Annotated in this window: 11 protein-coding genes; 4 read left to right on the top strand and 7 right to left on the bottom strand. The window is 70.3% G+C overall.

Annotated features, from left to right (window positions below):
• Positions 1–86 precede the first annotated feature (86 nt).
• The 3 genes from ACFVWU_RS17115 to nadC all read right to left on the bottom strand — a co-directional run bounded on the left by ACFVWU_RS17115 (position 87) and on the right by nadC (position 2,463).
• Entirely contained in the window at positions 87–380 is a 294-nt protein-coding gene (locus tag ACFVWU_RS17115; RefSeq protein WP_387621073.1) for a DUF1330 domain-containing protein, read from the bottom strand.
• A gap of 344 nt (positions 381–724) precedes the next feature.
• Entirely contained in the window at positions 725–1,582 is an 858-nt protein-coding gene (locus ACFVWU_RS17110) for a PhzF family phenazine biosynthesis protein (protein ID WP_387621070.1), read from the bottom strand.
• Positions 1,570–2,463 (bottom strand): carboxylating nicotinate-nucleotide diphosphorylase, encoded by an 894-nt coding sequence (gene nadC, locus ACFVWU_RS17105; RefSeq protein ID WP_387621067.1) that lies wholly within the window; start codon positions 2,461–2,463, stop codon positions 1,570–1,572. The genes ACFVWU_RS17110 and nadC overlap by 13 nt, the downstream gene beginning before the upstream one ends.
• A 332-nt stretch (positions 2,464–2,795) precedes the next feature.
• Between nadC and ACFVWU_RS17100 the strand changes: the two genes are divergently transcribed.
• Positions 2,796–3,275 carry a winged helix-turn-helix transcriptional regulator gene (locus ACFVWU_RS17100; protein WP_387621139.1) on the top strand — a complete coding sequence of 160 codons (480 nt, stop codon included), beginning with the start codon at positions 2,796–2,798 and terminating at the stop codon, positions 3,273–3,275.
• A 217-nt stretch (positions 3,276–3,492) separates the two neighbouring features.
• Positions 3,493–3,882, top strand: coding sequence for a hypothetical protein (locus ACFVWU_RS17095; RefSeq protein WP_383976073.1), 390 nt, complete (start codon positions 3,493–3,495; stop codon positions 3,880–3,882).
• Positions 3,883–4,368: 486 nt separating this feature from the next.
• Here the strand turns inward: ACFVWU_RS17095 and ACFVWU_RS17090 are convergent, their stop codons facing one another.
• Together ACFVWU_RS17090 and ACFVWU_RS17085 are read right to left on the bottom strand one after the other, a co-directional pair.
• Positions 4,369–6,081 (bottom strand): NAD-dependent malic enzyme, encoded by a 1,713-nt coding sequence (locus ACFVWU_RS17090; RefSeq protein WP_387621064.1) that lies wholly within the window; start codon positions 6,079–6,081, stop codon positions 4,369–4,371.
• 553 nt (positions 6,082–6,634) lie between these two features.
• Positions 6,635–6,928 carry an NAD(P)-dependent oxidoreductase gene (locus ACFVWU_RS17085; protein ID WP_387621061.1) on the bottom strand — a complete coding sequence of 98 codons (294 nt, stop codon included), beginning with the start codon at positions 6,926–6,928 and terminating at the stop codon, positions 6,635–6,637.
• Between the two features lie 404 nt (positions 6,929–7,332).
• On the opposite strand from ACFVWU_RS17085, the gene ACFVWU_RS17080 reads away from it, so the two are divergent.
• Positions 7,333–7,956, top strand: a complete 624-nt coding sequence (locus tag ACFVWU_RS17080; RefSeq protein WP_387621059.1) for an LURP-one-related/scramblase family protein — start codon at positions 7,333–7,335, stop codon at positions 7,954–7,956.
• 134 nt (positions 7,957–8,090) lie between these two features.
• On the opposite strand, the gene ACFVWU_RS17075 is transcribed toward ACFVWU_RS17080, so the two are convergent.
• Positions 8,091–10,196, bottom strand: coding sequence for a SpoIIE family protein phosphatase (locus ACFVWU_RS17075; RefSeq protein ID WP_387621057.1), 2,106 nt, complete (start codon positions 10,194–10,196; stop codon positions 8,091–8,093).
• A gap of 436 nt (positions 10,197–10,632) precedes the next feature.
• Positions 10,633–11,466, bottom strand: a complete 834-nt coding sequence (locus ACFVWU_RS17070; protein ID WP_387621055.1) for a DUF4389 domain-containing protein — start codon at positions 11,464–11,466, stop codon at positions 10,633–10,635.
• A 541-nt stretch (positions 11,467–12,007) separates the two neighbouring features.
• Here ACFVWU_RS17070 and ACFVWU_RS17065 point away from each other — a divergent pair.
• A complete protein-coding gene (locus ACFVWU_RS17065) occupies positions 12,008–12,727 on the top strand; it encodes a G1 family glutamic endopeptidase (RefSeq protein ID WP_387621052.1) in 720 nt (239 codons plus the stop codon).
• The last annotated feature ends 132 nt before the right edge of the window (positions 12,728–12,859 follow it).

Raw genomic sequence — 12,859 nt, 5'->3', positions numbered from 1 at the left:
CGCTTTCCGCGACGGTGCGGCGCGCTGACGAGCCGGGGTGATCCCCGCGGCCGGCGTCGTGTTCCTCCCTGACACGGCATCGGTCGTCAGTCGAGGCCTTCGATGATGCGGAAGTCGCGCTCGACGCCGTCAGCGAGTACGGCCAGCGCCTCCTGGTAGGCCGCACTCGCGCGTGCGGCGACCGCCTGTTCGAAGCTGTCGAACTCGATCAGGATGGTGCGCTCGGCGATTCCGGCGTCGTGTACGACGACCCGGCTGCCGCGGGTGAGCAGCCGCCCGCCCGCGGCCCTGACGGCTGGACCGGCCAGCTTGTCGTAGGCAGCAAGCCTCTCAGGGTCTGTGATGGTGCGGTAGACGCTGACCCAGTAGCCCTTGGCCACGGTACCTCCCGTGTTCGGAATTGATGTTCAGAAGCATGCTCAGATCCATGGCCGGCGCGCTGTGGGTCAGCGAGCCGACGGACGGCGTCGAGGTCGGACGGCTTCGACCAACCGGCTGGGGCTGCGAGCCAGAGCCGGTCGAGTCGATGACCGGCCTCGCCGGAAGGGCGGCGGCCCGAACTGGAACGAAGAGGAGCCGACGAGCAGGGACGAGTCGCACCAGCACGACGTGGTCGGCCATCAACCCTGAGGCCCTGCCACAGATGCCGCCAGAACTGGCCGGGCTCTCACAGGAGCAGTTCGACCTGCGGCGCACCGGCACCCTCGCCTTGAGCACGCGGGCCTCAGCGCATGACCGTGCGCACGATCGCTGCCTGGCCGCCGACTCGGATCCGGTGTCCCGTGCGGTCGCGGTGGACGGTCGCTGTGATGGTGGACGGGCTGCCGAGGTGGTCACCCATGTCGACAGCGAGGTGGTGTGTGCCGAACCCGGCAGCATGCGCTGCCAGGCAGGCCGTGCTGTTGGCGTTGGCGATGTCCTCGAGGACGCCGATCGACGGCGCGAACATCCGGGCTGCTGCTCGGCCGTGTCGGTCCGGGGGCGAGTAAACGTAGCAGCCCAGCAGACCGTAGCGGTCACAGGCTTCGCTCAACAGGGTTGAGTCCGGCGTGAGTTCGGCCAGTGCGGCGCGGGATCGGATGGGCAGCAGAAGCCTCGGCCGCCCGTTCGACGCCACGCAGGCATCGCCGGCGACCGCGTCCTCCGTCAGTCCGAGGCCGCCTGCGACTGCCCTCAGTTCGGGTCCACCGGCGCTACGCAGGCTGACCGGGCCCGGGTCGAACGACGCCGTCAGGCCGTCACCGTTTCGGCTTGCCCGACCGTCGAAGCTGCGGTGGGCCGTACGCAGGACGGCGCGGTAGTCGTGGTCGCCACCTTCCCGTTCGGCGAGCACGGCGAGGGCGGCGACGGTGCCGTGGCCACAGGCGGGCAGTTCGTCCTGGGCGGTGAAGAACCGCAGTGTGTACGCGGGCTGACGACGCTCGATTCCGGTCGCGCGGAGGAAGACGGCGTGCGATGTTCCCAACTCCGCGGGAATGCGGCATCGCTCCTCGTCGGTGAACGGCGCATCATCCAGAACGGCGGTCGGGCTGCCACCCGCGCCGTCTCGCTGACACGCGTCGACGACCGCTACCTCGGACATGGCACCGGGCCGGTGGTCAGCAGCATGGTCAGGTCCAGTGCGGGCGCGCTGTGCGTCAACGCCCCGACCGAGATGAGGTCGACGCCCGTCCCGGCGATGGCGAGAACCGTGTCCAGGCGGATGGTGCCCGAGGCCTCCAGCAGGATCCGGGAAGCGTCGGCCCGCCCGGCCCGGACCTTCACGACCTGCTCGATGTCGGCCACCGGCATGTTGTCGAGCATGATCCAGCGGGCTCCGGCGTCGAGGGCCTCGACGGCCTGGGTGACGGTCTGCACCTCGACATCGCTCTCCACGGTCTGCCCGGTGCGCGCCATCCCGCGCCCGACCGCCTCGATCGCGGCGGTCACCCCGCCCGCCGCGGCGATGTGGTTCTCCTTGAGCAGGACCATCGCCGCGAGATCGAGGCGGTGGTTGTGGCCGCCGCCGGCGGTGACCGCGTACTTGTCCAGGGCGCGCAGGCCCGGCGCCGTCTTGCGCGTGTCCAGGATGCGCGCCCTGGTCCCTGCCACAGCTTGGACGTAGCGGTCGGTCAGCGTCGCGATGCCGCACATGCGCTGCAGGAAGTTCAGCGCCGTACGCTCCCCGGTGATCAGGCTGCGCGCCGAACCGGACAGGTGCACCAGGACCTGGCCGTCGGCCAGTCGGGCGCCGTCGGCGACGGCCGGCTCGACCTTGACCTCGGGGTCGACCTGCGCGAAGACCTCGGCGACCACGGGGAGGCCGGCGGCGATGCCGCTTTGCCGGGTGCGGATCTCGGCCGTGGCCGCCAGGTCCTCGGGCACGCTCCACACGGTGGTGATGTCCTTCCCTGACGCGTCCTCGGCCAGGGCGGCAGCGGCGGCGGCCCGTGCTGCCGCCGAGGGAAACTCGGTCGTCGTCATCTGGTCTCCAGCTCTGAGCGGACGTTGGCTTGGTGGCGGCAACCGCTGACGAGGCAGCACTGAAGTTCCGCTGGGCCGGCTGACAGGACCTGGTGGATCCTGTACTCGATCTCCCGCGCGCCGTCACCCGTCCCCCCGCCACGAACAGGTTCCGGGTGAGCCGTCCGTGCGACTCGGCGCCGACGTCGAACTCGGGGCGCCATGCGCATGTACTGGTCCTCCCAGCCGGTCCCGCCTCCGTCGACCCGGGCTTTCAGGAACGCCTCTCTCCCAGGTCGTCAGGACAGGTGCCGCAACAGCCCCCTCCGTTTCGATTTCCGAAGCGGTCACCGATGCTAGTGTGTCGGAATTCGAAGCGTCAACCCTGGAGAGCTGGACACCCCGACATGGCAACACCCAGGCCTGGCAATCCTGTTCGCGGCTCGACCACCGGCCGCCCCCTCATGGCCGCACTCGATCTGTTCGGGCGGCGGTGGAGTCTGCGCATCCTGTGGGAGCTTCACGCGGGTCCGCTTGGATTCCGCCCCTTGCAGAAGCGGTGCGACGACATGTCCTCCAGCGTGATGCGGCAGCGCCTGACCGAACTGCTGGACGCCCAGGTGATTCACCAACTACCGGACAGCCGCTACGAGCTCACCCCTCTGGGACAGGAGGCGCGCCACGCCCTGGGCCCCCTCGCCCACTGGGCGGGGCGCTGGGCGGCCACGATCGACCCGCAAGGGGCGAACCACACCGACGACCAGTCCGCCGGCCGCGTCTCACATCCGGACACCGTGGGCGACGGGACGCCGGAGAGGGACTCCGCGGACTGACGCCCCACCTCGGATCGGAGGCGGGGCGGGACCGCCGGGCCACGAGGTTGCCGTGGCTCGGCCGAGCGCCGGGGACAGGCGCGAAACCTCCGTCAATCCTGGCGGGGGAGCCAACGTGCTCAAGAAGCTGGGCACTCATCGTTCGGGAAGCTTCCGGCCCAGGCAGGAGAGCGGAGACAAAGCCATCACCGCTGGGGCACACCACCAGGAGGAACCAGTGTCATACCCGCAACCGCTCACCCCCGAGGAGAAACTCGCCGACGCGAAGAAGCAGCTGAGCCTCCCGCGTATCGTCGTGATCTGCGGCTCCACCCGTTTCATGACCGAGATGACCGAGGCCGATCTGCGGGAGACCAAAGCCGGAAAGATTGTCGTCAAGCCGGGTTGCGACATGAAGTCGCCGCACGAACTTTGGTCCGATCCTGTCGAGGCCGAGGCGCTGAAGGTTCGACTCGACGATCTGCACCGGGCGAAGATCCGGCTCGCTGATGAGGTGCTCGTAGTCGGCGACTACATCGGAGACAGCACCCGAGCCGAAATCGCCTACGCCCGGTCGCTGGGCAAGCCCGTGCGGTTCACCCACCCCGAAGTCGACCCCGACGCCTGACCGCCCACCCCCCACCCTCCGCAGGCACCCCTTGGGGATGATCTCCGTAAGCAGGTGTCTCCGGCTCAGGACTTACCACACCGGCTTCCTGCGACTCGTCTGCCGCCGTGGCCGGCTGGGCGGCAATGAGCGGGAGGTACGGCTCCGTCTCGGTGCCGAAAAGTTCGTTGAGGTGAGCGCAGAAGTCAGCGAGGTGGCCGGGAACGGCCCGCAGCATGACGTAGCCGACGTTGGGGCCGCCGGTGTAGCCGAACAGGTGGGTGGGGTCATCGTTGACCCTCAGCAACACGTCGATGGCGCGGCGGACGACATCGAGGACCACCCATTCCGCTTCGTCCCCGCTGAGCGTGCGGACGCTCCGGCCGAGCGATGTTCCGCGCGTGATCAGCTCCTTGGACTCCTGGTGGTGGCACTGCCGCCGGCCGGGTGGAGCGCGACACGAGTCGGATGGCGCCCGGGGACCCTGCGGACGACGGCCTGGTGCGGTCAGATCGCCTGTACGGGTTGGTAGTTCGGCTGCCACATGGCCGCGCGGACCCGGGTGTCGAGCTCGTCGCCGATGGTGACGCGCGCCACCCCGTCGCGCGCGGCGACGCGGGCGACTGCCGTGGCCACGGCAGCGGAGGTCTCCCTCAGCTGCTGAATGGGCGGCAGGAGCGGCGCACCGGGGGTGGTCGGGTCGACCTGTGCGGCGACCGCGTGGGCCGCGGCGGTGAGCATGCCATCGGTGATACGGGTGGCTCGGGCCACGATGGCGCCGAGGCCGAGACCGGGGAAGACCAGCGCGTTGTTGGCCTGTCCGATCCGGTGGGTCGTGCCGTCGTGGGTGACGGGCGCGAACGGACTGCCGGTGGCCACCAGGGCCCGGCCGTCGGTCCAGGCGAGCAGGTCGGAGGGCGTCGCCTCGGCGAGCGGCGTGGGGTTGGACATGGGCAGGATGATCGGGTGTCGGACGAACGCGGCCATCTCGCGGACGACCGGTTCGGTGAAGGCGCCGCCCTGGCCGGAGGTGCCGATGAGAACGGTCGGTCCGACCCGGTGCACGACCTCCGCCAGCGCGATGCCGCCGACCTTCGGGTCGCGTGCCCAGTCGGCTACCTCTCCGGCGGGGCGTGCGTAGGGGGCCTGGAAGTCCCGCATGCCGGCCATGTCGTCGGTGAGCACGCCGTGCCGGGCGATGCACCAGATCCGACGGGTGGCCTCGCCTGGCGTCAGGCCGTCGGCGATGAACGCGTCGCGCAGCTGGTCGGCGATGCCGACACCTGCCGTGCCCGCGCCGAAGATCACCACCCGGTGCTCCCGCAGCGGCGTGCCGCTCGCCCGCACACCGGACAGCACCGCCGCCAGGTTCACCGCACCCGTGCCCTGGACGTCGTCGTTGAAGGTGAGCACCTGGTCGCGGTAGCGCGCCAGGATGCGCCGCGCGTTGTCCGGCCCGAAGTCCTCCCAGTGCAGCAGGGCGCCGGGGAAGAGCCGGGTCGCGGTGTCCACATAGGTCCGGACGAACGCGTCGTAGGTCTCCCGGTCGACCCTGGGGTGGCGGTTGCCGAGGTAGAGCGGGTCCTCCAGCAGTTCCTTGCGGTTGGTGCCCACGTCGAGCACCACGGGCAGGGTGCGGGCCGGATCGATGCCGCCTGCGGCGGTGTACACGGCGAGCTTGCCCACCGAGATGTTGATACCGCCCACCCCCCAGTCGCCGATGCCCAGGATGGCTTCGCCGTCGGTGGCGACGATCAGGTCGACGTCCTCCGGTCCCAGGCCGGTGGCCCGCAGCGAGCGTTCGACGTCCTCGGGCGCGTCGACCGACAGGTAGACCCCGCGGGGTCGCCGGTACTGGGAGCTGTAGCGCTCGATCGCGGTGCCGACGGTCGGGGTGTAGACGATCGGCAGCATCTCGTCCAGGTGCTCACTGACCAGCCGGTGGAACAGAACCTCGTTGCGGTCCTGCAGGGCGGTCAGGTTCACGTGTTTGGCCAGGTCGTCAGGCTGTGCCCGGAATTGCGCGTAGGCGCGGGAGGACTGTTGCCCGAGCGTGAGCACCTGTGGCGGGAGGAGGCCGACGAGGTCGAGCGCCCGCCGTTCGTCCTCGGTGAAGGCGGTGCCCTTGTTCAGCCGGGCATCGGTCAGCACGGCCCGGCCCCTGGCCGTCGTGTCCCATCGCCGTTCACGGGCGTTCCACCGGGTCGGCACCGTGTTCATGACTGTCTCCTCGGAATTGACCCGATGCCGTGTGGCATCGGGATGCGCGGTTTCGAGCCGACCCGTGATGCGGGCTGACCGGTGGGGCCGTGCTCATCCCGGTCCGGCCAGACGCTCACGGAACCACTCGGTGGCGGCACCACTCGTCGTGTCGAAGGCCGCGACCTGGGCGTCGAAGTGGTCACCGGCACACATCGCCAAGAGATCCGACCGGCGCCGGGAACCTGGCCTGAACGCCGGCGTAGAACCCCCGCACGTACAGGAGATCCGACGGGTTCACGGGGGTCGCCAGAATGCGCATCCTCGCCTGCCCGTCCCCCGGCTCCGGAACTGGCACGTCCTCGACTTCCAGAACCTCGGACGGCTCACCGTGTCGAGCGGACCGAATAGCCCTCATCACCACGACCCCACTCAAAAGCACTACTGGATTACCGGGCAATCTGTTCGTCGTTGGGACCGGGAAACGGTGCAGGGAGCGTTGCTTGAAATGTGCTGGAGGCCGCCGGCCGCGCCATGGCGAATGGGCATGCCGGCCCCGCCCTCCGCGAGGAGGCTAGGCGAGCGTGCGTATCGGTCGTCCCGCCTGGAAGGCGGCGATGTCCTCGACCGAGTCGCGGTAGAAGAGGTCGTAGAGTTCGCGGGTCACGTAGCCGATGTGCGGGGTGAGCACGGTGTTCGGCAGCGTGCGGAAGGGGTGGTCGGCGGGCAGCGGTCCGACGTCGTAGACAATGAGCGCAGCGCACCTGATGGCCTTGCGCCGCAAGGTGTCCAGCAGAGCGTCCTGATCGATGATCGGGCCCCGCGAGGTGTCATAGTCGTCGAGAATCGCGACCTTCACAGCGGTCATGCTACGGCGCTCCTGGTGGTGCGGCGAGTGGAGGGACGGTGAGGCGCGGGAGGCACGGTCGACGGTGCCGCGGCCCGTTCCCGGGAGTGCCGGGTGGTACGTTCCGGCGCGCCTTCAGTTCATGCGTGGCGTCCTCTCATGAGCAATCCGACGGCACCGCCCGGGCAGCCGGCAGGAGCGTGGCCAGTCCATGAGGACGCGCCTCGCCCGGCCCGGAGGCAGCACGCCCCCGGGCCGGGCCTTTCGGCGGGCGCACCTTGGCTGACCTGCAACAACTCCGTCAAGCAACAGCCTTCTGCACGCTCTGTGCAGATTGTGCAACAGAGCCCGGAGAGGGCTGTCCGCCACCCGGATCACGTCCCTAGGATCACCTCCGCAACGCACCTCACACGGGACGAGAGAACATGAGCAACGAGTTCGGCGGCCTGCTCGGCATCGCACAGCAGCTGTTCAGCGACACGCCGCAGCAGGGCCACGGCGAACACCACGACAACTTCCTGATGGACCTGGGGCAGAAGCTGATGGACGGCCACCAGCCCGTGCAGGAGGGCGTCGTTTACGACATCGACGAGAAGTTCTTCTCCCCGACCCACGACTTCTGGATCGAGCGCAACGGTGAGCGCGTCTTCCAGGTCGACGAGAAGATGTTCAGCTTCAGCGGTGCGATCGCCCTCCAGGACCCTGAGGGCAACGAGCTGTACCGGATCTCCGAGAAGATCATGACGCTCCGGGACATCCGCTACATCAAGCGCGGCGAGCAGACCATCGCCACCGTGAAGAAGGCGCTCTTCTCGCCGCTGGTCTACAAGTTCACCGTGACGTTCGAGAACGGCGCGGAGATCCACGTCACCGGCAACATCACCGACCACCAGTACGCCATCACCTACGGCGAGCAGGAGATCGCACACATCTCCCGCGAGTGGTCGCTGCTGAGCGAGCACTACTCGGTCAAGATCATCCCCGGCCAGGACGACGCGCTGCTCCTCACCGTCGCCGCCTGCGCCGAGGCCATGGTCCTCGACGACTGATCCACCCCGCGCCACCCCACGACGCCGACGCCCCTCGTCCACCGTTGCCACCGGCACCGGCACGAGGGGCGTCCTCGGTATTTCGACGCGTTCACCGCGTGGAAGCGGCGGTGAACCGTGCACGCCAGTCGGGTTCACGGACGCACGAGTCCACCCGCACGCGGCAGAGGCCGGACACGGGCGACGAGCAGGGCGACGTCGTCGTGTCCGCTCTCGTGGTGCAGGGCGCCGAGGAGGAGGTCGCAGGTCTCCTCCGGGGAGCTGCGGGACCGACCGAGGAGGTCGGTGAGCGTCGCGAGGCGAGTGTCGATGTCGTGCTCGCGCGTCTCCACCAACCCGTCCGTGTAGAGCACGAGTTCGTCCCCGACGGCGAGGTCGAGAAGGGTGTCGCGGAAGGCGACGCCGCCGACTCCCAGGGGTGCGCCGGTGGGCAGGTCGAGCAGGACCGGCGGGCGGCCCGGGCGGGTGCGGACGGGGGGCAGGTGCCCGGCGCAGGCGATGCGGCAGCGGTGGCGGCGGGGGTCGTAGACCGCGTAAACGCAGGTGGCGATGGACTCGCCGAGGCCGGCGGCGATCCCGTCGAGGTGGGTGAGGACAGCGGCGGGCTCCAGGTCGAGACCAGCCAGGGTCCGTGCGGCGGTGCGCAGTTGGCCCATGGTGGCGGCGGCGTTGATGCCGCTGCCCATGACGTCACCGACGACCAGGGCGGTCGCGTCGGCGCTCAGCGGGATGACGTCGAACCAGTCGCCGCCGACTTCTCCGACGCTCGCCGCCGGCTCGTAGCGGTAGGCGACCTCCAGTCCGGGCGGCTGCGGAGGCGGGCCGGGCAGCAGGTGGCGCTGGAGGGCGAGCGCGGCGTGGCGCTGGCGCTGGTACCAGCGGGCGTTGTCGATGGCGACGGCAGCGCGGGCGGCGAGCTCGCCGGCCAGTACCAGGTCGTCGTGGTCGAACGGCTGTGGGTTGCGGGCACGTTTGAGGTCCAGTGCGCCGAGGACCTGGCCCCGGGCACGCAGCGGCACGGCCAGGTAGGAGTGGAGGTGGGCCTGCCTGAGCAGTTCGGCGGCCTGTTCGTCGCGGGCGATACGCGTCAGGTCGTGGTCGGTGACGTGGGCCAGCAGGATCGGGCGGCCGGTGCGGGCACAGCGGGTGACCAGGCGGGTGGCGTCGTAGCGGGCGATCTGTCCGACGGAGTCGGCGGCCTCGGTGGCGGGCGTGGGGTACGCAGCCTTGACGGCGAGGGCCCGGAACAGGGCCGGGCTGCCCTTGCCGGCCGGGGGCTGGCTGTCGGTGAGGACGGTTTCCAGGATGTCGACGGCGGCGATGTCGGCGAATTCGGGGACGAGGACGTCGGCGAGTTCGCGGGCGGTGATGTCGAGGTCGAGGGTGGTGCCGATGCGTTCGGAGGCGTCGGCGATCACGGTGAGGCGCCGCCGGGCCGCGGCCGCGGCGGTGGCGGCCCGGTGCTGCTCGGTGACGTCGACGACTGTGAGGGCGACGCCGATCACGCGGTGGGCGGGGTCCTCCAGACGGTAGAAGGACGCCGACCAGGCGTGCTCGACCTTGGGGTCGGCGTGGGTGTGTCCGGTGGTGAACTGGTTCAGCAGCGGCGTGCCGGTGGCCAGCACCTCCCGCATGGCCGCCTCGATCGCGTCGATGTCGAGGAACGGCAGGGCCTCCCGGACGGTACGGCCCAGGTGCTGGGCGGCGGGCAGTCCGTTGATGCGTTCCAGCGTCGGGTTGACCAGCACGTAGCGCAGGTCGGTATCCATCACCGCCAGGCCGATCGGGGACTGTTCCACCAGCCGCAGCGACAGTGCGAGGTCCCGTTCCAGGCGCCGCAGCGTGGCCTGGGCCGAGGCCAGGCCGAGCGCGTAGTACCGGCCGCTCTCGTCCTCCAGGCGCATGTTGCGGAACTCGGCCAGCAGCGTGGACCCGTCCTTGTGCCGCACCGGGAAGACCCCGGCCCACGCCCCGCCACCGGCCATCACCTGCGCGAACAGCGACAGCACCAGCTCCAGGTGCTGCTCGTCGACCAGCACCTGCGCGGCGGGGCGGCCGAGGGCCTCGGCCGCCCGGTAGCCGAACAGGTCCTCGGCCTGCGGGCTCCACAGCACGATCCGCCCCTGCGCGTCCAGCACCACCGCGGCGACACCCAGCACGTCCAGCAGCCCGCCCGGCTCCATCGCGGGATCCCGGCCCGACGAGGCCGCTCCCGACGGCACCGCGTGCCCAGCCTCCATCCGGCCACCTCCTCCCACCGACGCGCACCCGCCCGCAGCGACGGCGACGGCGCCGGTTCACTTCATCGTCCCTCCGCGGACCGAAGCCGCCAGCCGGACGCGGCTCGGGCGAGAGGCGCTTCACGGCGTCCGACCATCTGCGGCAGCGTCCAGTCGGATCAATCCCGGCTCAGTGCCGACTCACCGGCGCACCATCGACTGACGGCTCCGCGCAGCTCAGTCGCAGGGCCGCCGCCGGACAGCTCCTGTCTCGATCGGGCCTTGCCCGATCACAGCTCTGGACCGCCGCGGAAGTTCACGCTGCGTGACCAGGCCGGCCATCCCCTTGCTGACCACCATGGACGGGTGCGCCACCGACGGCAGGCCCCGGAGACGGCCGTGAGGCGCCCTGGCCGCACGCGCGTGGAGACGGCGGTGGCCGGGTCCGGCCGCAGGGCTAGCGGGCAGGGATCCGAGGCGCGCGGTCGGCGAAGCCCGGCACGAGGGGTGCGATGACCTGCTGGGTCGGGTTGGTGCCGTCGTCGTTGTCGTCGCCCGAGTTCACCGAGGCGGTGATCGAGCTCGTCACCCAGGAGAACAGGCCGAGGAGGATGAAGACGACGAGCAGGCCGCGCCCGGCGCCGCTCAGGACGAGCGGGCGGGTGGCCGACACCGGGCCGTCCGGCTCGCTGCCCGGCTCCTCCCCGAACAGGCGCTTGGGGTAGGCGGAGGAGAGCATCACCAGGTAGGCGGTGTAGCGCATCCGGTAACGCAGGATCGCGGTCGTCGCCTCGTACAGCGGCTGCGGCATCCGGCCGAGGACCAGCACCACGAGCCAGCTGATGAACGACACCGTCCACCACCCCGCGTTCACCAGGCCCTGCACGACCGAGGCCGGGATGACGAGGATGATGCGGAACAGGACGGCGAGCCGGTTCAGCGCACCCGGGCGCAGACGGATCTGCACCGGGTACTCGGGCGCGCTGAACCGGAACGGCGGGTAGCGGTCCACGGTGAGCATCAGGTACGCGGCGACGCGGGTGTCGTACGGGAGGAACGCGGTCAGGTAGTCCGCCACGAAGCCGGGCAGCCGGCCGAGCACCAGCGCGCCGAACCAGCCGATGACGGTGACGAAGAACGCCACCACCGACAGCACCCACACCACCACGAACTGGGGGATCAGCAACAGGGCGCGCAGCAGCACCGTCCAGCGGTTCTGCGGTCCGGACGCCGGCATGTCCAGCACCGGGAGCCACTCACGGCTGACGGGGGCGGGGGGTGCCTGCCACATCCGGGCCTCCACGGTCTCGGGACGACGGGCCCCGGCGGTCGGGCGCGGCCGGGTGCCCTCCGAAGATCGCAGCACCCCGCCCGTCCCGCGCGCCACGCTGCGCCGGACGGGTCAACCGGCTCGGGCCGATCACGGGGACTGCCACCCGGGGTGGACTCCGGATCGTCCGCCCGCGCGCGGGCTCCGTGAATGCCCACCTGACGACACGTCGGCCCACTGGACTCGCCATCCGTCATCTGACCAGTGGAAGGCGAACCGCCACCGCGGTGCCGGAAGACCGCGTCGCGAGGGGCGGTGCGTCGAAGGTGGCCGAGATCATCCCCGGTTCCCGTGCCGACAACCGTGTGAGCAGGCGCCCGGCACACGCGGACGCATCGTCAAGCATCCCACCTGGCACGGCAATGCCTTCACCAACCTTTCCACCACCCCCCTTGCCCCGCTCATGACAGTCGGCCATCCTGTACTGCCACCCATCAACGGCCGCCCCCACGGCCTGGGTTGGGTGTGAGCCTCCTGTTCGTCCCCTCACGAAGGAGCCAGCATGCGCAGATTCCTGATACGCGTCGCCACCCTCTCGGCAGCGGCCGCGACTCTCGTCGTCCCCGCCGCGCCGAGCACTGCGGCGGCCGCGCAGGGACTCTCGTTCCGCCCCTTGCAGTACAACACCAACGGCTACAACTGGGGCGGCTACGCCGCCACGGGCAGCGGCTTCAGTTCGGTGTCGGCGTCCTGGACCGAGCCGGACGCGACCTGCAACTCCACCAACGACCTCTACGCCCCCTGGGTCGGCATCGACGGGTACGGCTCCTCCACCGTGGAGCAGACCGGGGTGGCGACCGACTGCTCCAGTGGCAGCCCCGTGAACCAGGCCTGGTACGAGATGTACCCGGCGAGCCCCGTCTACCTGAGCCTCAGCTCGTACCCGGTGTCGGCCGGCGACCACATCACCGCCTCGGTGACCTACGCCGGAAGCAGCAGGTACACCCTCAAGCTGACCGACTCCTCGCGGGGCTGGACCTACAGCACGACCAAGTCCCTCTCCGCGCAGCGGACCAGCGCCGAAGTCATCATCGAGTCGCCGACCGGCTCCTACCCCGACTTCGGTACGCTGAACTTCACTTCGGCCACCGTCAACGGCAAGTCCCTCGGATCCTCCGGTCCGGTCGCGCTCGACCCCAGCTCCAACGGCGCTTACGAGGCCAGCACCAGCGGGCTCGGCTCCGGCGGCACCAGCTTCTCCGAAACGTTCCTGCAGGAGTAATCGCCCCAGCGTCCCGGACCTCACCTCAAGGGCCCGCCGCCTTCCGGCGGCGGGCCGGCGGCGTACCGCTTCAGCCCGGCACGATCGCCCCGCTCTCGTGGGCCACGATGACCAGTTGGGTCCGGTCCCGGG

It is taken from the genome of Kitasatospora sp. NPDC058190 (assembly GCF_042883685.1).
In the GTDB taxonomy this organism is placed as follows: Bacteria; Actinomycetota; Actinomycetes; order Streptomycetales; family Streptomycetaceae; genus Kitasatospora.
This window is presented reverse-complemented; position numbering and strand designations above follow the sequence as displayed.